This is a genomic window from Halopseudomonas formosensis (assembly GCF_900115905.1).
Lineage (GTDB): Bacteria > Pseudomonadota > Gammaproteobacteria > Pseudomonadales > Pseudomonadaceae > Halopseudomonas > Halopseudomonas formosensis.
Genome location: NZ_FOYD01000010.1, coordinates 71,373 through 92,099, shown reverse-complemented (window position 1 = coordinate 92,099; position 20,727 = coordinate 71,373). Strand labels below are relative to the sequence as shown.

Genomic DNA, 20,727 nt, shown 5'->3' with positions numbered 1-20,727 from the left:
TTACCGGACGCGAACCCGGCCGCTGCCATCGAGGCTGGCGGCAAAGCTCACTTTCCGGCGTTCACCCTCGCCATCCATGACCGCTTCGATGGCAAAGGCCAGATGCAGGGGGTCGTGGTGGCGGGGCAGGGCGGTGACGCGGACCTGCTGCAGGCGCGGCTCGTAGTCGGCAATGAAGCGCTCGATGGCCGAGCGTGCCTGCTGCAGGGCGTCGTGCACCGACAGGCGCATGTCGTTGAGGTCCGGCAGACCGTAGTCCGGCAGGGTCTGCACGCTGCCGGCACGGGTGCTGAGCATGCGGGTCAGGTGCCGGGATACCGAGGCGGCCACCGCGTCTGCGGTGGCCAGCCCCTCACGGGCGCCGACCTCGCCGGCCAGCCGTTCGAACAGACTGCCGTAGCTCACCGCGGCTTACTCCTTGTCCAGCTTGCCGACCAGCGACAGGGTGAAGTCGGCACCCATGTACTTGAAGTGCGGGCGCACGCTGAGGCTGACCCGGTACCAGCCCGGCTCCCCCTCCACATCGGCCACCTTCACCTGGGCGGCCCGCAGCGGCCGGCGTCCGCGCACCTCCGGATTGGGATTGTCCTGGTCGGCAACGTACTGGCGGATCCACTTGTTCAGCTCCAGCTCCAGGTCGGTGCGCTCCTTCCAGGCACCGATCTGTTCGCGCTGCAGTACCTTGAGGTAGTGCGCCAGCCGGTTGACGATGAACAGGTAGGGCAGTTGGGTTCCCAGGCGGAAGTTGAGCTCGGCATTCCTGCCCTCCTCGCTGTTGCCGAAGAACTTCGGCTTCTGGGTCGAGTTGGCGGAGAAGAAGGCCGCATTGTCGCTGCCCTTGCGCATGGTCAGGGCGATGAAGCCCTCCTCGGCCAGCTCGTATTCCCGGCGGTCGGAGACCAGTACCTCGGTGGGGATCTTGGTCTCGATCTCGCCCATGCTCTCGAAGTGGTGCAGCGGCAGGTCTTCCACGGCGCCACCGTTCTGGGGGCCGACGATGTTCGGGCACCAGCGGTAGCGGGCAAAACTTTCGGTCAGACGGGTAGCGAAGGCGAAGGCAGTATTGCCCCACAGGTAGTCTTCGTGACTGCCCGCGACATTCTCCCGATAGACGAAGCTGCGCACCGGGTTCTCGACCGGGTCATAGGGGGTGCGCAGCAGGAAGCGCGGCAGGGTCAGACCGACATAGCGGGCGTCGTCCCGCTCACGGAAGGACTGCCACTTGGCGAACTGAGGGCCCTCGAAGTGATCCTTGAGGTCCTTGAGGTCGGGTAGCCCGTTGAAGCTTTCCAGGCCGAAGAACTGCGGGCCCGCCGAGGCGATGAACGGGGCATGCGCCATGCTGGCAACGCTGGCCACGTACTGCAGGGTCTTGATGTCGGGTGCGCTTGGGCCGAAGTAGTAGTTGGAGATCAGGGCGCCCACCGGCTTGCCGCCGAACTGGCCGTACTCGGCGGTGTAGACGTGCTTGTACAGGCCGGATTGGACGATATCGGGACTGTCCTCGAAATCCTCCAGCAGATCCTGCTTGGACGCGTTGATCAGTTCGATGCGGGTGTTCTCGCGGAAGTCGGTACGATCGACCAGCAGCTTGAGTCCGCGCCAGGCCGATTCCAGGGCCTGGAAACTCGGGTGATGGAGAATCTCGTCCATTTGCTGGCTGAGCTTGCTGTCGATCTCGGCAATCATGCGATCGACCATGGCCTTCTTCACCGGCTGCTGCTGATTGTGGGGCTTGAGCAGTTCCTCGATGAAGGCGGACACACCCCGCCGGGCGATGCCGTAGGCTTCGTCTTCGGGGCTCAGGCGGGTCTCGGCGATGATGCGGTCGAGAATGCTGTCGTCGGTGGCTTGCCGGCTGGTGTCGAGCGCTGTCTGTGTGGTCATGGCTGGCGTCCTCGGGATCAGGAATCGGGTTGCTGGGTGTCGGTGAGGCCGAGTTCGTTGAGAATGCGTTCCCGAGAGGCGTCATCACCGAGTACGCTTTCGATGGCCTTGCGGAAGGCCGGGGCATTGCCCAGGGGGCCTTTCAGCGCGACCAGGGCGTCACGCAGCTCCATCAACTGGCGCAGCTCCGGAACCTGCTCCACCAGGCTGGCAGGGTTGAAGTCTTTCATCGAATTGATCTGCAGTTTCACCGCCAGATCTTCCTGCTGCGGGTCGTCCTGAAGCCGGTTCGGCACCGTCAGCGTCAGATTCAGCTCCTGCTTGGCCAGCACCTCGTCGAAGTTGTGCTTGTCGATCGAGATGGGTTTGCGATCCTCGATCTGGCGCTCGTCCTCGCGCTGGGTGAAATCCCCGAGGACCATGAGCTTGAGTGGCAGCTCCAGTTCCTCTTGGGCGCCATTGGTATCCGGGCTGAAGGTGACGTTGATGCGTTCCTTGGGTGCTACCGAGCCTTCTTTGGCCATGTGTCGTTCTCCGCTTGGGTTATGGCCCGAGGGCCTGCTCCAGCACCACATCGAAATCGAGGTGGCACAACCGTTGAAAGATTTCATCGCGGCGCTGGCGCGATGCCTTGTCCGCGAGTTGCTCATGGGTGCGCAGCAGCAGGCGCATGACCCGTACCAGCAATTGCGGCTCCCATTGGCTCAACCGTGGGTCGCGCAGGGTGTGTTCCATCCCCTCGAGCAGGTGCCGGGCCAGATCCTGTCGGCCTGCCTGGCTGCACAGCCGAGCTGCCGCCAGCTGCCAGTGCAGTCGTGCGCGTCCGCCCCGGGCGCTGTCGATACCGGTCTGCATCCTGGTCATGGCGGCCTTGAGACCCTCGCCCTGCAGCAAGACCATGGCTTCGCTCAGGGCGGTGTCCCAGGGCTCATCCGTCGGCGATTCCAGGGCTGGCGTGCTGGCGCCGCTGTGGTCCATGAGTACCCGGCTGCTGATCCAGGAAAGCGTTTTCGGGTTGGCGAAGGGGGTGCCATCGAAGAACTGCAGCTGTTCGATGCCGGGCAGGCGCCGCAGGAAGCTGCCCAGCTGCAGCTCCAGTTCCTGTCTGGCGGCCGTGGCCTCCAGTGCATCCAGGCACTGCCAGGCCAGATGCTGGCCATCCAGCCAGAATGGGGAGCGGGCGACGCTGCTTTCGATGTCCCTGAGCAGTTCGCCGGGCTGCCCCTGCCCCAGGCGCTCCTGGAACTGCTGCAGCCGGTCGGCCGGCAGGCCGCGCAGCTGGGTGCGCCCGCTGGCGTCGTGTTCCGGCATGGCTTCGATCGGCAGCCACAGCAGGCAGCGGGACAGGCTCATTGCCCGCGGATCGGTCAGCGACTGGCTCTGCCACCACTGGCAGATGCTGCGGGCCTGTTCCTGCAGGGATCGGAGCGCCCGATGCGCGTCCCTAGGGGAGACGATGATGTCCGGACCCGTCGATCCGCCGACGCTGCCGGGGTCCGGGACAGGGGCCGGCGCAGGTGAGGCAGTGGCACCGGGTACCGGGGCAGGACTGCTGGCGGGGTTTGCGGCATTACTGCGCTCACGGAGTTGCCGGCACAGCGGCTGTAACAAGGGAGCCTGCTCTCCGAGCAGCTCGGCAAGCTGCTGGTCCAGCCCGGACAACGCCCCCTGCAATCCTTGCAGCTGCTCGCTGGTACCCGCCTCAAGCAGGTCGGGCATGGCCTGTTCCAGGCGCAACGCGAGCCAGCCGATGGCGGCTGCACGGGTTCTGTCGCGGCGCGGATGCAGCTGCAACCAGTGCGGCAGCAGCGCGCCGATCATCTCAAGCCCCGCCTGCAGACCGGACGGGCCTTCGTGGCGATAGAGCGCCCAGGCCAGCCAGCAGGCCACCCGCAGATCCTTGGATTGTTCGGCCAGCAGTGCGCTGCTCTGCGCAATCACCTGCTGCCAGTCGGGCTCGCCACTGGCGTGGATGGAGCCCTGCTGTGTCACCGTCGATTCGATGGCCTCGAATTCTCCGCAATAGCGCACATCAACGCCGGCAAAGTCGCCGTCGGCAATGGGCTGGGTGGCCAGTTCGATATATCGAGATGTAAGCATTCCGGATGCCAGACCTGTAAAAATAGGCATGACGCGCCAGATATCTGGTGCGCCCTGATTCATCGAATTCTGATACGCCGGATACTGCTGAGATTCAGCGACGTGCTAGAGCTTGGTTGTTGTGTGCAACTTGTTGCGCAGCATTAATTTCACCGCAGCGAACTCTAGTTTCCATGCTCTTCAAGAACAAGGGCAGTTATGTGAGGTGCTTGGCGTTTCCGGGAAATAGGACGGCAAAATTGTGCATGGGAGCGTCTAAAAAGCGGATCTTGACACGGCATGATTTGTTTCTGGTCCGGATTCCAGGTGATCTGTTTCACACTTTGGACGGTTTATTAGTTAGAGAGTCATCCTGTTTAAAGGTTGGCAAGAATTTGCGCAGTATGGATTTGTCATGAAGCTCTGGATGATTCTAATTTTTGTTGTTTATTCATATTTAAGTGCGCAACTTCTTGCGCACTTGTATGTTCCGTGGATTTCCGAAAAACGTAACAGATAAAAATGATGCAAAATGGAGCAGACCCCGCTTCCAGCAGCGCCTCGCTGTCCTGAAGGGGGCGAAAAACGGGGAGTTGTGACCCGCAACGCTAGGCAAACTGGTCAGAATATGGATAATGCGGAACCATCCCATTACAACGTCCCACGGATGGGTGATGGGCACGAACTCTACTAAAAACAGCATCCAGGCATCTGAAAATGACTAAATACAAACTGAGCGCCATAGCACTGGCCCTGATGACTTCCGTCCCGGCACTGGCTGCCGGTCAGGCCGACTCCAAGGGCTTTGTCGAGGACAGCAGTCTCGATCTGTTCCTGCGCAATGCCTATATGAACCGCGACTACAAGCACGGTGCTGACGACAAGGTGGAATGGGGCCAGGGCGCCGTTCTGACCTTCAATTCCGGCTTCACCCAAGGTGTTGTCGGCTTTGGTGTTGACGCCTTTGGTCAGTATGCCGTGCGTCTGGACAGCGGCCGGGGCCGCGCCGGTGCCGGCGGTATCGACTTCTTCATGATCGATAACAATGGCGATGTTGAGAAGGACGTTGCCCACGCTGGTGCAGCCATCAAGGCGCGTTTCTCCAATACCGTTCTCAGCTACGGCGATCAACAGCCCGCTCTGCCGGTACTGAGCCATGATAACAGCCGTCTGTTGCCGGAAGCCTATACCGGTACCATGATCACCTCCAACGAGATTGACGGTCTGACCGTGCATGCCGGCCGCTTCCATGCTCAGCATCGCAAGAGTGATGAAGGTCGTGACAGTGGCGGACTGAAGTCCATCGAAGTCCTGGGCGGCAGCTATCAGTTCAGCGACAACTTCCGTGCGGCTCTCTATGCCTCCGATGTGGAAGATCGCCTGAAGCGCCAGTACGCCAACCTGAACTATGTTCTGCCGATGGATCAGAACGATACCCTGACCCTGGATTTCAGCGGCTACCGCACCAAGCAGGACAAGGATTGGGATGGTTCGGGTGACCGTAACAATCTGTGGAGCCTGTCTGCCAACTACGCTACCGGCCCGCATGACTTCACCGTGGCTTACCAGCGCAGCAGTGGTGACACTGGTTACAACTATGGTTTCTACCAGAACCAGGGTGCGGTGGGTGATGGTGGCACCACCATCTGGGTCGCCAACTCCTTCTGGTCCGACTTCAACGCCGAAGACGAGCGCTCCTGGCAGTTCGGTTACGGCCACGACTTTACCCAGTACGGCATTCCCGGTCTGAGCTACAACTTTGCCTATATCTACGGCACCGATATCAATGATGGTACCGGTCGCGGCAGCGGTAGCGAGCGGGAAATCTTCAACCAGCTGAAGTATGTGGTACAGAGTGGCGCTGCCAAGGATATGAGCATCCGCCTGCGCAGCTCCTTCCTGCGTGTGTCCAACAATGCCAGCGCCTATAACGACGATGGCAACGAAGTGCGGATCTTCGTCGACTTCCCGATGAACATCCTCTAAGCACGCCGGTTATCGGGCGGGCCGCCATGGCCCGCCCGGTTCCTTCCTTACTCTCTCCGCCTGCGACCTTCCGCGGCTGTCATTGCCTCACATCCAACGCCTACAATGGCGGCACTGATTCCATCCTGCCGGAGGCATCCTTGTCCCTTGGTGTTGTTCTGTCCGTACTGGCCTCCATGTTGTTTGGCGGGCTGTATTATTTCTCCACCCTCCTGGAGCCGCTCAACGGTGAGCAGATCTTCGGCTGGCGCATGCTGCTGACCTTTCCCTGCGTCACCCTGTTCATGCTGTGGTTCGGTTACTGGCCGCTGGCCCGGGAGATCGCCGGGCGGTTGCGGCGGCGGCCGACATTGCTGCTGATACAGCTTCTGAGCACCGCGCTGATGGGTGTGCAGCTGTGGCTGTTCATGTGGGCACCGCTCAACGGCCGGGCGCTGGAGGTCTCGCTGGGGTACTTCCTGCTGCCGCTGAGCATGGTGCTGGCCGGCTATCTGATCTACCGCGAACACCCGTCCCGTCTGCAGCAGCTGGCCATTGCCTTCGCGGTGTTCGGAGTCGGCCATGCGCTGCTCCAGGCCGGCACCCTGGCCTGGGAAACCCTGCTGGTGGCCATAGGTTATCCGGCCTATTTCATCCTGCGTCGGGCGCGGGGTACCAACCATCTGGGTGGTTTCTGGTTCGACATGCTGTTTCTGCTGCCGGTGGCCTTCTGGTTCGCCTGGGATGGTGGGGCGGCCCTTGCCCTGTTTGCCGAGGCGCCCCGCCTGTATCCGCTGGTGGCCCTGCTCGGGGTATTCAGTGCCGCCGCGCTGATCTGCTTCATCGTGGCCAGCCGCCTGCTGACCTTTACCCTGTTCGGCCTGCTCGGTTATGTCGAGCCGGTGCTGCTGGTGATGGTGGCTTTGCTGCTTGGCGAGCAGATAGGGCCGAGCGAGTGGCTGACCTACATTCCGATCTGGCTGGCGGTTGCCGTGCTGGTGCTGGAGGGCCTGCGTCACCTGCGGCGCCAGCAGCGGGGGCTGCAGCCTCCGGCGGACCCTCCGTAGGGCTAGCCCCGGGCGGCAAGCCGATCCTGACCTATACTGCTTGGCGAGAGCAGTTTTGCTGTCGACGTCAGCGCCCTATCCGGGCGTTGGCGGGCAGTCCGGCCACAAGCCGGCCACCCCGGACAGGAGGACAGTATGCCGTTAACCGTGCAGATTCCCTTTACCCGTTATCTGGACGACCAGGGCCAGCCGCAGGGCGACCTGCCGGGCTGGGTGGATGATCCCCCGCTGTTGCTCGAGTTGTACCGCCAGATGAATCTGGTGCGGCTGTTCGATCAGAAATGTGTTGCCCTGCAGCGCACCGGCCAGATCGGCACCTACGCGTCCACGCTCGGGCAGGAAGCCGTCGGCACGGCGCTGGGCCGTGCGATGACCGACGCCGATGTGCTGATTCCCTACTACCGCGATACCGCCACCCAGCTGCAGCGTGGGGTGCAGATGCAGGACATCCTGCTGTACTGGGGTGGAGACGAGCGCGGCAGCGCCTGGTCGGCGCCCGCCGCCGTCGAGGATTTCCCCATCTGTGTGCCCATTGCCACCCAGGCCTGCCATGCCTGTGGTGTGGCCGCCGCCTTCCGTATCCGGCAGCAGCCCCGGGTCGCCGTCACCACCTGCGGGGATGGCGCCACCAGCAAGGGCGATTTTCTCGAAAGCCTGAACCTGGCCGGGGTGTGGCAGCTGCCGGTGGTGTTCGTGGTCAACAACAACCAGTGGGCGATTTCGGTACCGCGCTGTCTGCAGTCCGCCGCGCCGACCCTGGCGCACAAGGCGCTGGCGGCGGGTATTCCCGGGGAGCAGGTGGATGGCAATGATGTGCTGGCGGTATACGACCGGGTGCGGACCGCCATCGAGCGTGCCCGGGCCGGCAAGGGCCCGACGCTGATCGAATGTGTCACCTACCGTCTGGGCGACCACACTACCTCGGACGATGCCAGCCGCTACCGCTCCGCCGAGGAACTGAGCGAGGCGTGGAAACGTGAACCTTTGGGCCGCCTGCAGCGGTTCCTGCACCAGCAGGGGCTGTGGGACGAGGCGCAGGAGCAGCGCCTGCACCGGGAGCTGGGTGAGCAGATCAACGCTGCGGTGGAGGCCTTCCGCGCGCTCGCCGAGCCTGAGCCATCGGCACCCTTCGATCACCTGTACCAGCAGTTGCCCGCCGGTTATGCAGCGCAGCGGGACCAGTGGCTGGAGCGGGCCGGGCGACTGGCGGGAGGTGAGCATGGCTGAGCAGAATACGCTGTGCATGGTCGAGGCCATCAATCTGGCGCTGCACCGGGCCATGACCGACGACCCGGATGTGGTGGTGCTCGGCGAGGACGTGGGGCCCAACGGCGGCGTGTTCCGCGCCACCCTGGGGTTGCATGAGCGTTTCGGCTTCCGCCGGGTCATGGATACGCCGCTGGCCGAGACCCTGATTACCGGGATCGCCGTGGGCATGGCCGCCCAGGGCTTGCGCCCGGTTGCGGAAATCCAGTTCATGGGGTTCATCTACCCGGGCATGGAGCAGCTGGTATCCCATGCCAGCCGCCTGCGCAGTCGCACCCGCGGACGCCTGAGCTGCCCCATGGTCATACGCACGCCCCACGGCGCGGGCATCCATGCGCCGGAGCACCACGGTGAGAGCACCGAGGCCATGCTGGCCCATGTGCCGGGATTGCGGGTGGTGATTCCCTCCTCCCCGCGCCGCGCCTATGGCCTGTTGCTGGCGGCGATCGCCGATCCGGATCCGGTTATCTTCCTCGAGCCCTCGCGGCTCTACCGGTCGGTGCGCCAGCCGGTGACCGATGACGGTCAGCCCCTGCCGCTGGACACCTGCTTTACCCTGCGCGAGGGCAGTGATCTGACCCTGGTCAGCTGGGGAGCGGCGCTCAAGGAGACCCTGGAGGCCGCCGCACGTCTGGCCGAAGAGGGCATCGACTGCGAAGTGATCGACGTGGCCACTCTCAAGCCCCTGGATGCCGAGACCATCCTGGCCTCGGTCAGCAAGACCGGGCGCTGTGTGGTGGTGCACGAGGCCGCACGCAGTTACGGCCCGGGTGCCGAGATTGCGGCACTGGTGCAGGAGCAGCTGTTCCATGCTCTGCAGGCACCGGTGCAGCGGGTTACCGGTTTCGATTGCGTGATTCCCTATGCGCGTCAGGAGATGGCCTACCTGCCGGATGTGGAAAGTATTTGTCGGGCCGCGCTGCGGACCCTGGAGCAAGCATCATGAAGCAATTTCGACTGCCTGATCTGGGCGAGGGGCTGCAGGAGGCGGAGATCATCGAGTGGCATGTGCAGCCCGGTGATACCGTGGAAGTCGATCAGTTGCTGGTTTCGGTGGAGACGGCCAAGGCCATCGTCGAGGTGCCGTCGCCCCGGGCCGGGGTGGTCAGCCGCTGCTTCGGCGCACCGGGGGACCTGCTGCACGTCGGCTCGCCGCTGGTGGAGTTCGAAGGGCCGGCCGAGGACAGCGGTACCGTGGTCGGCAGCCTGGGCCAGGCCGCCGGACACAGCGACCTGGCGGCGGATGACTTCATCATAGGCGCGGCACCGTCCAGTCGTGCGGCCCGGGCGGTGCGCGCTGCCCCGCGCGCCCGTCAGCTGGCGGAGCGCCTCGGCGTGGCACTGGACACCCTGCAGGGCAGCGGTACCGATGGGTTGATTACCGAGGAGGACGTGCAGCGCGCTGCAGCCGGCCCCGATGGTGGCGAAGCGGTACGCAGCGTGCGACGCAGCATGGCCAGGAACATGGCTCGGGCCCATGCCGAGGTGGTACCGGTGACCCTGGTCGAGGACGCCGATCTGCACCTGTGGCCGTCCGGGCAGCGTGACCCCATGGTGCGGCTGGCACGCGCCATAGCCCGTGCCTGTCTGTCCGAGCCGGCGCTGAACGTGGCCTTCGATGGGGTGCGCATGAGCCTGGTGCGGCATCAGCAGGTCGACCTCGGTGTGGCGGTGGACACCCCCGACGGGCTGTTCGTGCCGGTACTGCGGGACGTGGCCAATCGCGATGCGGAGGATCTGCGCGCCGGGCTTGATCGGCTGCGTGCGGATGTGCTGAATCGCTCCATTCCGCCCCGGGAGCTGATGGGCGCGACCATCACCCTGTCCAACTACGGCACCCTGTTCGGCCGCTACGCCAGCCCGGTGGTGGTCCCGCCGCAGGTGGCCATCGTCGGTGCCGGGGTCATCCGCGATCAGGTGGTGGCAGTGGATGGACAGCCGGTGGTGCACCGGATATTGCCGCTGTCGCTGACGGTGGATCACCGCGCCGTTACCGGTGGCGAGGCGGCGCGCTTTCTCAAGGCGCTGGTGACCGATCTGCAGCGGGCGGAGTAATGCTGTCGCCCCGGGTTACCAGGCCTGGATGCGGTTGCGGCCCCGTTCCTTGGCCTGGTACATGCGCTGGTCCGCCAGTTCCAGCAGAGCCCCCGGGCTCTCCACCTGGTCGAAGAAGCGTTCGGCCAGGCCAATACTGGCGGTCAGGGGCGTGCCTTCCGGGCGCACGCCCAGACCGTTGCGCTGCAGACGCTCCAGGGCCTGACGCGCCCGGGTCATGTCGGTGTCGGGCATGATCAGCAGGAATTCCTCCCCGCCCCAGCGCACCAGGCTGTCGGAACTGCGCATGCAGCTCTGGATCTGCTGGCTGGTCTGGCGCAGCGCGTCGTCGCCGCTGGCATGGCCGTGGCGATCATTGATCTGCTTGAAATGGTCCAGATCGATGAACGCCACGGACAGCGCGCTGTTGTTGCGCAGGCTGGTATTCCACTGCACCTGGAGTATTTCCTCGCCGCTGTTGCGGGCAAAGACCCCGGTCAGGTCATCGCGGATGGCCCGGCGCAGCAGCGCCACCATGTAGGCCAGCTGGCTCATGCAGGCCAGGCTGGTGACGCCGGCGATCAGGATCAGCAGCCAGAAGGCACCGACGAAGGACGGCCAGTTCAGGGTCGACCAGTTCAGATAGCCGGCCAGGCCCTGGGCGAGCAGCAGCACGGCGGCCACCAGCAGGTTCTCCAGCAGGGTCAGCGGGAACAGCGCCAGCCCGGCCATCAGCACGAAGGGCAGGAAGGCGTAGCCCGCGGCAACCGCTGCCGGCATGTCCACCAGATCGTAGTGCATCAGCAGGGTGTGCGAGGCGATATAGAACAGGGTGGGGATGGCGAACAGGATGAACATCGCCAGGTAGGCGTCCCCCATGCGTTCTTGGTCCCGGTAGAACAACAGCAGGCAGAGGAAGGCCAGACATACCATCAGCCGCAGGCCCATCAACTGCCCCCACAGCGGCGAGGGGAAGGCGATGAAGTCCACCATGCTCCACAGTGGGGTCAGTACGGCAAACAGGAAGGCGAACAGGCGAACCCGGTCGACGATCAGCCCGGCGCGATGGCGACTGATGAGCAGGGGGTGCCGAAACGGGGTCAGCAGTTTCAGACTCTCACCGGGGGCAATCTCCGCTGGCAGCAGACTGCCGAGGCGCCGCCGGAGCAGATCAAGAAATGTCGACATAGTGGTGTGTTGATATCGTTATAGTGGCCTGAGCCTAAGATACAGGGCACCGGGGTAGCCGAGCTGATACAGATCAAGATAAGGCCCGATTAGGGTACCGACCGAAATTTGATCCCGGACAAGGTGGGTATCGGGATGCTCCGCTATGCTGTGTGCATGGAACCTGTCATGGGGACAGGTACCGGGTGCACCGGGCGAGTTTCCCGGTGTAGTTACTCGGGGTCGCCGAAGGAATCCGCTGCTGGTGCGTAAACGCCTCAATGCACTGAGTATCTGGCTTGGCCTCTTTGCCATGCTGATGATTCATGCCGGTCCGCTGTACTCCGCGCTGCGGATGGAGGCGGCTGCCCCGGCACATGCGGGGCACCATCAAACGCATCATGCGCCGCCTTCGGCTCACGGCCACCATACGACCACGGCCGAGTTGCCCGACTGGCTGGCGGCGCTGGAGCTGTGCGGCTACTGTGAGCTGCTGACCCTAAATCCGCCGCTGATTCTGTCCCTGCAGCTGGTACTGCCCCGGCATCAGCCGCAGCAGGCCCAGCCGTTACCTGAAACACCGCGGCGGCCGACGCTGCGCCATGGCGACAGTCAGCCCCGCGCCCCTCCCGTGCATTTCCACAGTTGACCTCCATAGCCGTGCAGGAGCACGGCGAAGCTGATTATTGAAGTGGAAATTGCCATGTCCAGATATGACTGTGACCGGGTGGCGTCTGCCTGCCCGTCCCTGCGTTTTGCCGTTCACCCTTCCCGCCTGCGCTGGCAGGCTGCACATACCGTCCTGTTGGCGTTGCTGGCCGGCAGTGCCCTGGCTCAACAGCATCATCACCCGCATGGGGAGCAGGACCTCTTGTTGCTGCCGCCCCGGGTGATCACCTCGGTGCAGCAGGACTCACCGTTGACCATCATCACCAACCCCGGGGACGCGCGCCAGCCGATCCCAGCCAGTGACGGGGCCGACTACCTGAAGACCATCCCCGGCTTTTCCGCAGTACGCGGTGGCGGCAGCAACAGTGATCCGGTGCTGCGCGGCATGTTCGGCTCGCGGCTCAAGCTGCTGACCAACGGCGGCGAAATGCTCGGTGCCTGCCCTTCGCGCATGGATACTCCGTCCTCCTATATCGCCCCGCAGAACTTCGATCAACTGACCGTAATCAAGGGTCCGCAGACCGTGGCCTGGGGGCCGGGCTCCTCGGCGGGCACCGTGCTGTTCGATCGCCTGCCGGAAAGTTTCGACGAGCCGGGTACGCGGCTGGATGCCAGCGTGGTGGCTGGGTCCAATACCCGCCGGGATCTGCAGCTGGACGGTGCCATCGGCAGCCGTGAGGGCTATCTGCGGTTGAGTGGCAACCGCTCCCGTTCCGGCGACTATAAAGATGGCAACGGCGACCGGGTGCCCTCGCGCTGGTACAAATGGAATACCGATCTGGCGCTGGGCTGGACCCCGGACGATGACACCCTGCTGGAGCTGAGTGTTGGCGCCGGAGACGGCGAGGCGCGTTATGCCGGGCGCGGCATGGATGGATCCCAGTTCGAGCGCGAAAGCCTGGGCCTGCGCTTCGAGAAGCAATTCCAGGGCGGTGCGCTGCAGGAACTGGAGGCGCGGGTGTACTACAACTATGCCGACCATGTGATGGACAACTACAGCCTGCGGGTACCGCCCAGCACCGGCATGATGGCCGGGGGCATGGCCTCCAACGTCGACCGCCGTACTCTGGGCGCGCGGCTCGCGGCCACATGGGTATGGGAGGATATCGAGCTGCTGGCCGGGGCCGATGCCCAGCGTAACACCCACCGCACCCGCAACAGCATGGGCGTCGAGGATGCCTACCGGCACCAGCCCTGGCTCAAGGACGCCAGCTTCAGCCAGATCGGCCTGTTCTCCGAACTGACCTGGACGCGCCGGGAGGACCAGCGGCTGATCGGGGGTGTGCGACTGGATCAGCACCATGTCGAGGACTTTCGCCAGACTGTCAGCGCCGGCCATGGCGGTGGGCATATGCCACCGCCAGCCAATCCTACCGCCGGGGAGACCCGCCGGGAGACCCTGCCCGCCGCCTTCCTGCGGCTGGAGCAGGATCTGTCCAGCCTGCCCGCCACCGCCTATATCGGTATCGGCCATGTGCAGCGCTTCCCCGACTACTGGGAGCTGTTCTCGCCCCGCCGGTCGCCGGGAGCGGTCAATGCCTTCGACGCTATCGAGCCGGAACGCACCACCCAGCTGGACGTGGGTCTGCAGTACCAGCGTGACAGCCTGCAGGCGTGGATCTCCGGCTATGCCGGGGTGGTGGATGACTTCATCCTGTTCGATTACACCGGCATGAGCAGCAGCGCGCAGAACATCGACGCCCACATCATGGGTGCCGAGGCCGGGCTGGCGCTGGATCTGACCGACAACTGGGAGCTGGAGACCAGTCTGGCCTGGGCCTGGGGCCGCAATCGCAGCGACGGGGAGGCAATACCGCAGATGCCGCCGCTGGATGCCCGCTTCAACCTGACCTATGCCCGGGACAACTGGAGTGCCGGTGCCCTGTGGCGGGTAGTGGCGGCGCAGAGCCGCACCGCCGATGGCAAGGGCAATGTCACCAGCCGGGACTTCGGCGACTCTGCCGGGTTCGGGGTACTGTCACTGAATGCGGCCTACCGCTTCAATCAGGCGGTAACCGCCAGCGTCGGGGTCGACAACCTGCTGGACAAGGCCTACGCCGAGCATCTGAACCTGGCCGGCAACGGCAGCTTCGGTTTCCCGGCCGATACCCGGATCAACGAGCCGGGGCGCACGCTCTGGGCCAAGCTGGATCTGAGCTTCTGAGCTGAGCAGGCGTGGCGCACGTGCGCTACGCCTTCACGAAGCCCGTCGGCGAGCCGGTGCTCGCCAACCCTTGTCAGTAGAATACCGCCAGCAAGGCGATGCCCAGCAGGATGCGGTAGATGACGAAGGGCTGCATGCCGATGCGCTTGATGAACACCAGGAAGTAGTGGATGCACAGGAAGGCGCTGACGGCCGACACCAACACGCCCAGCCCCATGGCGAACCAGTCTACCGGCACCTGCTCCTCGATCAGGTCCTTGGTCTTGAGCAGGCAGGCCAGCAATATCACCGGGATCGACAGCAGGAAGGAGAAGCGCGAGGCCGCTTCCCGGTTCAGCCCCAGAAACAGGGCCGCGGTGATGGTAATACCGGCGCGGGAGGTGCCGGGAATCAGCGCCAGGGCCTGGGCGCAGCCGATGATCAGCACATCCTTCCAGGTCATCTGGCTCTCGCTGCGATCGCCCCGATGGCGCCAGTCCGCCCAGCCCAGCAGCAGACCGAAGAACACCAGGCCCATGGCCAGATAGAAGGGCGAGCGCAGGTACAGCTCGATCTGATCCTTGAACGCCAGCCCCGCCAGCCCCACGGGAATGGTGGCGAAGACCACGCCCCAGGCCAGTCGTGCATTGTCATCCAGTTGCCGGGTCGCGACCGAGCGCCCCCAGCTGGCGGTCATGCCGATCAGGTCGCGGCGGAAATACAGCAGCACGGCAAACAGGCTGCCGAAGTGCAGGGCGACATCAAACGCCAGGCCCTGGTCCGGCCAGCCGGTCAGGGCGGGCACCAGGATCAGGTGGGCGGAACTGGAAACGGGGAGAAACTCGGTCAGGCCCTGGAGCAGGGCCAGTACCACAACTTGCAACCAATCCATCTACGCATTCGCTCCGTGGTCTGGGGAAACGGCTGGAAAACGCGCAAGTAAACCACGAACTGCCCGGCGGAGCGAACATTTGCATGACCCGTTCAGCTTCCGGTCAGCTGGCCGGCAGATGGCGCAGCAGCAGTGCGTACCCTGTGTCGACTCCCTGCGGCCTGGGGATGCGCACCACATGGCCGGTGCCCGGTGCGACTTCGGCTGGCTGCCCATGGCGGTCCTGCAGCGCTTCCAGAACGAAGCTGTGATTGCCGGAGGGGGTCATGAGTTCCAGCCGGTCGCCGACGGCGAAGCGGTTCTTCACCTCGATGCTCAGCCAGTCACCCTGCTCCTCCAGTACCTCGCCGACGAACTGGTGACGGCTCATGCTGGAGTTGCCGCGTTCGTAGTTCTGGTACACCCCCGGTGGATGGCGGCGGTAGAAGCCCTCGGTATAGCCGCGGTTGGCCAGACTCTCCAGATCGTCCATCAGGGCCATGTCGAAGGGCCGGCCGGCCATGGCATCGTCGATCGCCTTGCGGTAGGTCTGCACGGTACGGGCGACGTAGAAATGGGACTTGGTGCGGCCCTCGATTTTCAGCGAGTGGATGCCCATCTCGACGAACCGGGGTACATGCTGAACCGCCCGCAGGTCCTTGGAGTTCATGATGTAGGTGCCGTGCTCGTCTTCCTCGACGGCCATCTGCTCGTCGGGCTTGTCGCTCTGGTTGAGCAGGTACAGCGGCTGGGCCTGGGGCTCCACCACCACCGGCTCGACATTGCCTTCGGGGGTCTCCCTGGCCGGCTGCAGATCGTATTTCCAGCGGCAGGCGTTGGTGCAGGCGCCCTGGTTGGCATCGCGGTGGTTGAAGTAGCCCGACAGCAGGCAGCGCCCTGAGTAGGCGATGCACAGGGCTCCATGAACGAAGACCTCCAGTTCCATGTCCGGGCATTGGCGACGGATCTCCTCGATCTCCTCCAGCGACAGCTCACGGGAGAGAATGACCCGTTGCAGCCCCTGCTGCTGCCAGAACTTCACCGTGGCCCAGTTGGTGGCATTGGCCTGCACCGACAGGTGCACCGGCATCTGCGGCCAGCGTTCACGCACCAGCATGATCAGTCCCGGATCGGACATGATCAGCGCATCCGGCCCCATTTCGATGACCTGCTGCAGGTCGCGTTCGTAGGTGGCGACCTTGTTGTTGTGGGCGGAGATGTTGCTGGCCAGATAGAACTTCCTGCCCAGCGCGTGGGCCTCGGCGATGGCTTCGGCCAGGACCGCCGGGTCGTGGAAGTCGTTCTCGCGCACGCGCAGACTGTAGCGCGGCTGACCGGCGTAGACCGCATCGGCGCCATAGGCAAAGGCAAAGCGCATGGCCTTGAGCGTGCCGGCCGGAGCCAGCAGTTCGGGAGCTTGGTTCATGGTGTGATCCTGTTTACAAGACAAGAAGGCCGGGGAGGATAGCCGCTCAGGTCATGCAGGACATTGATCAGGATCAGGCGTAGCGCAGGTGCGCGGCACCCCATCGGGATGGCGAGCACAGGCTGGCCGACAACCCGCCTCTGCTCGGTTCCCTCAGGCGCAGTGAGCACCCGGGAGGGACGAGCACCATCTCGTCCAGCGGGCTAGAGAAACATCTCCAGAAGATCATTGAGAAACAGCCGGCCCTGTTCGGTAGGGCGCAACTGCTGTTGCCAGGGCTCCAGCAGTCCGCGCTGCACGGCCTTGTCCAGCAGTGGAGCGATGGTCGCCAGGCTCTGACCGGTGCGTTGCTGATACCAGGCGCTGGGTACACCCTCCACCAGCCGCAGGGCGTTCATCAGGAAGTCGAAGGGCAGCTCCTCGGCGCTCAGCCGCTTGCTGCCGGCCAGCCAGGGCGTTTTCGGGTTGAGGTAGTCCTTCGGCTGGCGGGTCTTCCAGTTGCGTTCCACCGTGCCGTCCGGCTGGGTCAGCTTGCCGTGGGCGCCGGCGCCTATGCCGATAAAGTCACCGTACTGCCAGTAGTTCAGGTTGTGCCGGGCACGGCGTCCGCTGCGGGCATAGGCGGAAATCTCGTACTGGGCATAGCCGGCCTCGGCCAGCCGGGCCTGGCCGGCTTCCTGGATATCCCACAGCACCTCGTCCTCGGGCAGCTGTGGCGGGCGGCTGTAGAACACCGTGTTGGGCTCCAGGGTCAGCTGGTACCAGGACAGGTGCTCCGGGCCCAGGGCGATGGCCTGGTCGATATCGGCGCGGGCCTGGGCCAGGCTCTGACCGGGCAGGCCGTGCATCAGATCGAGATTGAGGTTGTCGAAACCGGCGCGGCGGGCCATGTCCACCGCCGCCAGCGCCTCGCTGTCATCATGGATGCGCCCCAGCGCCTTCAGGTGCTCGGGGTTGAAGCTCTGGATGCCGATCGACAGGCGATTGATGCCGATAGCGCGGTAGTCGCGGAACTTGGCCTGCTCGAAGGTGCCCGGATTGGCTTCCAGGGTGATCTCGATGTCGCCGGCAAAGCGCAGGCGTTGCTGCATGGCCTGCAGCAGACGGTCCAGGCTGGCAGCGGAGAACAGGCTGGGGGTGCCGCCACCGAAGAAGATCGACACCAGCTCCCGACCATGCACCTGAGGCAGCTCCAGCTCCAGATCGGCGATCAGGGCATCGATGTACTCGGCCTCCGGCAGGCCGCTGTCGTAGGTATGCGAGTTGAAGTCGCAGTAGGGGCATTTGCGCACACACCAGGGTATGTGCACATAGGCGGCCAGCGGTGGCAGGCCGGATTCTCCGGTGCCGCTCACGCCAGTCCCAGGCGGGCGCGCAGCTGCTGCATGGCGCGGGCCCGGTGGCTGAGCTGGTTCTTCTGCCGGGCCGGCAGTTCGGCGCTGGACAGCCCCAGCTCCGGAATCAGGAACAGCGGGTCGTAGCCGAAGCCGTGCTCACCCCGGGCGGCGTGCAGGATACGGCCCTCCCAGGCGCCTTCGCAGATGATCGGCACCGGGTCCTCGGCATGGCGTACCAGCGCCAGGGCGCAGATGAAGCGCGCGCCGCGCTCCGCGTCCGGTACGTCGCGCAGAGCCTGCAGCAGCTTGGCGTTGTTGGCCGCATCCCCCTGTCCATCGGCATAGCGCGCCGAGTAGATGCCCGGGGCGCCGCCCAGGGCATCCACCGCCAGTCCGGAATCGTCCGCCAGTGCGGGCAGGCCCGAGGCGCGGGCGGCGTGGCGGGCCTTGAGAATGGCATTCTCGACGAAGCTCAGGCCGGTTTCGTCGGCCTCCTGGTCGGTGAACTCCCGCTGCGGCAGCACCTCGATGTCGTCACCGAGCATGGCCTGCAACTCCTTGAGCTTGCCGGCATTGTTGCTGGCCAGCACCAGTCTGCTGAAGGGCAGGGCAGCCTTACTCATCCGGATGGAACTCCTGCTGGAAGCGCACCGTGTGCACCGGGGCATTGTCGTCGGCCTGCACCTTCACCTCGAAGCGCAGCAGCCCGCGTTGTCCGGCGCTGTAGTTGGCAACGAAGTAGATGGCATCCTCTTCCTGGATGCGAATGAAGCGCAGTGGTGTGGTCTGTTGCAGCAGGTTGGTCACTGTACCCTCGATCCGGGCATCCACGACCTCCACACCCTCCTCGGTCAGCCGCTGCACGGCGATATTGACCACGCCCTGGCGCGGGCCGCGCTGCAGGCCTGCTGCGGCAGCGATCTCCGGCTGCAGGTAGGAACTGTTGAAGGCGTTGTGATGCACCAGCAGATCGCCGAAGCGCTGCGGGCTTTGTGCCGGGCCCTGCTGGGCGGTGGCGACGCCGGCGATCAGCATGAGCAGGGCGGCAAACAGATGGCGAAACATGGTGGCTCCTTGTCAGCGTGTGACACGATAGATGGCGACTTCCCCGAGCAGGTTGGGCCACATGGCACTCAGGCGGCTGCTCTGGTGGGTCTGGTCCACCACCAGGCGGTCGAGAATCTTCACCGACCTTTCATGGCACAGGTTCTCGAAGTCCTTGAAGGTGCAGAAGTGGATGTTCGGGGTGTTGTACCAAGTGTAGGGCATGAACTCGGATACCGGCATGCGGCCCTTCATCCCCAGGTACAGGCGGCAGCGCCAGTGACCGAAATTGGGGAAGGTCAGGATCGCCTCGCGGCCGATGCGCAGCATGTCCTCGAGGATGCGGTCGGGGTAGTGCACCGCCTGCAGGGCCTGGGTCATGACCACGGTGTCGAAGCTGCGATCGGCAAAGTTGTCCAATCCGTGGTCGAGGTTCTTCTCGATCACGTTGACGCCCTTGTTGATGCAGGTGTTGATGTTGTCCGGATCGATTTCCAGGCCGTAGCCGCGGACCTTTTTCTGGCTCTGCAGGTAGTGCAGCAGCTCGCCATTGCCGCAACCCAGGTCAAGCACGTGGCTGCCGGGGCTGATCCATTTTTCGATGATCTGCAGATCGGCGCGCAGGTTCATGCATCCACCTCGATACGGTTCATGTAACTGCTCAGGGCCTGGATATAGCGCGGAATCGGCAGCAGGAAGGCATCGTGCCCCTGATCGGCCTCGATCTCCAGATAGCTGACGTCCTTGCGTGCGGCAATCAGCGCATTGGCCAGCTCCCGGGAGCGTGACGGCGGGAAGCGCCAGTCGGTACTGAAGGACATGACCAGGCACCTGGCCTGCACCGGCTCCAGGGTCCTGGCCAGGTCGCCGCCATGGGCCCGTGCCGGGTCGTAGTAGTCCAGCGCCTTGGTCATCAGCAGATAGGTATTGGCGTCGAAGCGCTGGGAGAATTCCTGGCCCTGATAGCGCAGGTAGCTCTCGACCTGGAACTCGACGCCCTTGATGTCGTACTTCAGCTCATCGCTGCGCAGCTCGCGACCGAATTTCTGGCCCATGGCATCGTCGGACAGATAGGTGATGTGCCCGACCATGCGCGCCAGGCCCAGGCCGTGCTTGGGCACCAGGCCATGGGCGGCGTAGTCACCGTCGCGGAAGTCCGGATCGCTGAGGATGGCCTGGCGGGCCACCTCGTTGAAGGCGATGTTCTGCGCCGACAGCTTGGAGGCAGTGGCAATGGCCACGCAATGGCGCAGCCGATCGGGGTGGGCAATGGCCCACTGCAGCGCCTGCATGCCGCCCAGGCTGCCGCCGACCACGGCGGCCCACTGCCGGATACCCAGATGGTCGGCCAGCCGGGCCTGACTGTTGACCCAGTCCTCCACCACTATCATGGGGAAATGTGCGCCCCAGGCCTTGCCGGTGTCCGGGTTGATGCTCGACGGGCCGGTGGAGCCATGGCAGCCGCCGAGGTTGTTCAGGGACACGACGAAGAAGCGGTTGGTGTCGATGGCCTTGCCGGGCCCGATGCAGACATCCCACCAGCCGGGCTTGCGGTCATCCGGGCTGTGGTAGCCGGCGGCGTGGTGGTGCCCGGACAGCGCGTGGCAGATCAGCACCGCATTGCTGCGACTGGCATTGAGCTGCCCGTAGGTCTCGTAGACCAGCTCGTAGTTGGCCAGGCTGCGCCCGCAGGCCAGTTGCAGCGGTTCGCTGAAGGTCTGTCGCTGGGGCGTGACCAGGCCGACGGAATCAGCAGGGAATTGGGACATGGG

General features: G+C 64.4%; 19 protein-coding genes. 7 read left to right on the top strand and 12 right to left on the bottom strand.

What is annotated here, in order from left to right; all coding sequences use genetic code 11:
- The 4 genes from tssE to tssA are packed head-to-tail and all read right to left on the bottom strand — an operon-like array spanning position 1 to position 3,987.
- Positions 1-405 (bottom strand): type VI secretion system baseplate subunit TssE, encoded by a 405-nt coding sequence (gene tssE, locus BM046_RS13260; RefSeq protein ID WP_090540261.1) that lies wholly within the window; start codon positions 403-405, stop codon positions 1-3.
- A 6-nt stretch (positions 406-411) separates the two neighbouring features.
- Entirely contained in the window at positions 412-1,887 is a 1,476-nt protein-coding gene (gene tssC / locus BM046_RS13255) for a type VI secretion system contractile sheath large subunit (protein ID WP_090540259.1), read from the bottom strand.
- Positions 1,888-1,904: 17 nt separating this feature from the next.
- Complete coding sequence (tssB, locus tag BM046_RS13250; RefSeq protein WP_090540257.1) at positions 1,905-2,411, bottom strand: type VI secretion system contractile sheath small subunit; 507 nt, start codon at positions 2,409-2,411, stop codon at positions 1,905-1,907.
- Between the two features lie 19 nt (positions 2,412-2,430).
- Positions 2,431-3,987 (bottom strand): type VI secretion system protein TssA, encoded by a 1,557-nt coding sequence (gene tssA, locus BM046_RS13245; protein WP_177197871.1) that lies wholly within the window; start codon positions 3,985-3,987, stop codon positions 2,431-2,433.
- A 696-nt stretch (positions 3,988-4,683) separates the two neighbouring features.
- Between tssA and BM046_RS13240 the strand changes: the two genes are divergently transcribed.
- The 5 genes from BM046_RS13240 (at position 4,684) to BM046_RS13220 (ending at position 10,319) form a co-directional block, all read left to right on the top strand.
- Positions 4,684-5,952 (top strand): OprD family outer membrane porin, encoded by a 1,269-nt coding sequence (locus BM046_RS13240; RefSeq protein WP_090540253.1) that lies wholly within the window; start codon positions 4,684-4,686, stop codon positions 5,950-5,952.
- 140 nt (positions 5,953-6,092) lie between these two features.
- Positions 6,093-6,998, top strand: coding sequence for an EamA family transporter RarD (rarD, locus tag BM046_RS13235; protein ID WP_090540251.1), 906 nt, complete (start codon positions 6,093-6,095; stop codon positions 6,996-6,998).
- 135 nt (positions 6,999-7,133) lie between these two features.
- Positions 7,134-8,225, top strand: coding sequence for a pyruvate dehydrogenase (acetyl-transferring) E1 component subunit alpha (pdhA, locus tag BM046_RS13230; protein ID WP_090540249.1), 1,092 nt, complete (start codon positions 7,134-7,136; stop codon positions 8,223-8,225).
- On the top strand, positions 8,218-9,210 hold the full coding sequence (locus BM046_RS13225; protein WP_090540286.1) for an alpha-ketoacid dehydrogenase subunit beta: 993 nt from the start codon (positions 8,218-8,220) through the stop codon (positions 9,208-9,210). Before pdhA ends, BM046_RS13225 begins: the two co-directional genes overlap by 8 nt.
- Positions 9,207-10,319: a dihydrolipoamide acetyltransferase family protein gene (locus BM046_RS13220; protein ID WP_090540247.1), complete on the top strand. Its 1,113-nt coding sequence runs from the start codon at positions 9,207-9,209 to the stop codon at positions 10,317-10,319. Before BM046_RS13225 ends, BM046_RS13220 begins: the two co-directional genes overlap by 4 nt.
- A gap of 15 nt (positions 10,320-10,334) precedes the next feature.
- Here the strand turns inward: BM046_RS13220 and BM046_RS13215 are convergent, their stop codons facing one another.
- On the bottom strand, positions 10,335-11,486 hold the full coding sequence (locus BM046_RS13215; protein ID WP_090540246.1) for a GGDEF domain-containing protein: 1,152 nt from the start codon (positions 11,484-11,486) through the stop codon (positions 10,335-10,337).
- Between the two features lie 265 nt (positions 11,487-11,751).
- Between BM046_RS13215 and BM046_RS13210 the strand changes: the two genes are divergently transcribed.
- Together BM046_RS13210 and BM046_RS13205 are read left to right on the top strand one after the other, a co-directional pair.
- Positions 11,752-12,114, top strand: coding sequence for a DUF2946 domain-containing protein (locus tag BM046_RS13210; protein WP_090540284.1), 363 nt, complete (start codon positions 11,752-11,754; stop codon positions 12,112-12,114).
- 54 nt (positions 12,115-12,168) lie between these two features.
- A complete protein-coding gene (locus tag BM046_RS13205) occupies positions 12,169-14,298 on the top strand; it encodes a TonB-dependent copper receptor (RefSeq protein ID WP_090540244.1) in 2,130 nt (709 codons plus the stop codon).
- Positions 14,299-14,371: 73 nt separating this feature from the next.
- On the opposite strand, the gene BM046_RS13200 is transcribed toward BM046_RS13205, so the two are convergent.
- The 7 genes from BM046_RS13200 to metX form a co-directional block, all read right to left on the bottom strand.
- Positions 14,372-15,169, bottom strand: coding sequence for an undecaprenyl-diphosphate phosphatase (locus tag BM046_RS13200; RefSeq protein WP_090540242.1), 798 nt, complete (start codon positions 15,167-15,169; stop codon positions 14,372-14,374).
- A gap of 103 nt (positions 15,170-15,272) precedes the next feature.
- The gene (gene trhP / locus BM046_RS13195; protein WP_090540240.1) at positions 15,273-16,574 is read right to left on the bottom strand and encodes a prephenate-dependent tRNA uridine(34) hydroxylase TrhP; all 1,302 of its coding nucleotides are present in this window, start codon (positions 16,572-16,574) and stop codon (positions 15,273-15,275) included.
- 203 nt (positions 16,575-16,777) lie between these two features.
- Entirely contained in the window at positions 16,778-17,929 is a 1,152-nt protein-coding gene (hemW, locus tag BM046_RS13190) for a radical SAM family heme chaperone HemW (protein WP_090540238.1), read from the bottom strand.
- Positions 17,926-18,534 (bottom strand): RdgB/HAM1 family non-canonical purine NTP pyrophosphatase, encoded by a 609-nt coding sequence (gene rdgB, locus BM046_RS13185; RefSeq protein ID WP_090540236.1) that lies wholly within the window; start codon positions 18,532-18,534, stop codon positions 17,926-17,928. The genes hemW and rdgB overlap by 4 nt, the downstream gene beginning before the upstream one ends.
- Positions 18,527-18,976 (bottom strand): DUF4426 domain-containing protein, encoded by a 450-nt coding sequence (locus tag BM046_RS13180; protein WP_235818648.1) that lies wholly within the window; start codon positions 18,974-18,976, stop codon positions 18,527-18,529. The genes rdgB and BM046_RS13180 overlap by 8 nt, the downstream gene beginning before the upstream one ends.
- A gap of 12 nt (positions 18,977-18,988) precedes the next feature.
- Positions 18,989-19,579: a methionine biosynthesis protein MetW gene (metW, locus tag BM046_RS13175; RefSeq protein WP_090540280.1), complete on the bottom strand. Its 591-nt coding sequence runs from the start codon at positions 19,577-19,579 to the stop codon at positions 18,989-18,991.
- Between the two features lie 2 nt (positions 19,580-19,581).
- The gene (gene metX / locus BM046_RS13170; RefSeq protein ID WP_090540234.1) at positions 19,582-20,724 is read right to left on the bottom strand and encodes a homoserine O-succinyltransferase MetX; all 1,143 of its coding nucleotides are present in this window, start codon (positions 20,722-20,724) and stop codon (positions 19,582-19,584) included.
- Positions 20,725-20,727 lie beyond the last annotated feature (3 nt).

What these genes read in the sequence shown, in the direction of transcription:
- trhP (WP_090540240.1), bottom strand. Translation starts at nt 16,574, where the DNA reads ATGAACCAAGCTCCCGAACTGCTGGCTCCGGCCGGCACGCTCAAGGCC.
- BM046_RS13225 (WP_090540286.1), top strand. Translation starts at nt 8,218, where the DNA reads ATGGCTGAGCAGAATACGCTGTGCATGGTCGAGGCCATCAATCTGGCG.
- tssC (WP_090540259.1), bottom strand. Translation starts at nt 1,887, where the DNA reads ATGACCACACAGACAGCGCTCGACACCAGCCGGCAAGCCACCGACGAC.
- BM046_RS13205 (WP_090540244.1), top strand. Translation starts at nt 12,169, where the DNA reads ATGTCCAGATATGACTGTGACCGGGTGGCGTCTGCCTGCCCGTCCCTG.
- rdgB (WP_090540236.1), bottom strand. Translation starts at nt 18,534, where the DNA reads ATGAGTAAGGCTGCCCTGCCCTTCAGCAGACTGGTGCTGGCCAGCAAC.
- BM046_RS13180 (WP_235818648.1), bottom strand. Translation starts at nt 18,976, where the DNA reads ATGTTTCGCCATCTGTTTGCCGCCCTGCTCATGCTGATCGCCGGCGTC.
- BM046_RS13215 (WP_090540246.1), bottom strand. Translation starts at nt 11,486, where the DNA reads ATGTCGACATTTCTTGATCTGCTCCGGCGGCGCCTCGGCAGTCTGCTG.
- pdhA (WP_090540249.1), top strand. Translation starts at nt 7,134, where the DNA reads ATGCCGTTAACCGTGCAGATTCCCTTTACCCGTTATCTGGACGACCAG.
- BM046_RS13240 (WP_090540253.1), top strand. Translation starts at nt 4,684, where the DNA reads ATGACTAAATACAAACTGAGCGCCATAGCACTGGCCCTGATGACTTCC.
- tssB (WP_090540257.1), bottom strand. Translation starts at nt 2,411, where the DNA reads ATGGCCAAAGAAGGCTCGGTAGCACCCAAGGAACGCATCAACGTCACC.
- BM046_RS13200 (WP_090540242.1), bottom strand. Translation starts at nt 15,169, where the DNA reads ATGGATTGGTTGCAAGTTGTGGTACTGGCCCTGCTCCAGGGCCTGACC.
- metX (WP_090540234.1), bottom strand. Translation starts at nt 20,724, where the DNA reads ATGTCCCAATTCCCTGCTGATTCCGTCGGCCTGGTCACGCCCCAGCGA.
- BM046_RS13220 (WP_090540247.1), top strand. Translation starts at nt 9,207, where the DNA reads ATGAAGCAATTTCGACTGCCTGATCTGGGCGAGGGGCTGCAGGAGGCG.
- tssA (WP_177197871.1), bottom strand. Translation starts at nt 3,987, where the DNA reads ATGCTTACATCTCGATATATCGAACTGGCCACCCAGCCCATTGCCGAC.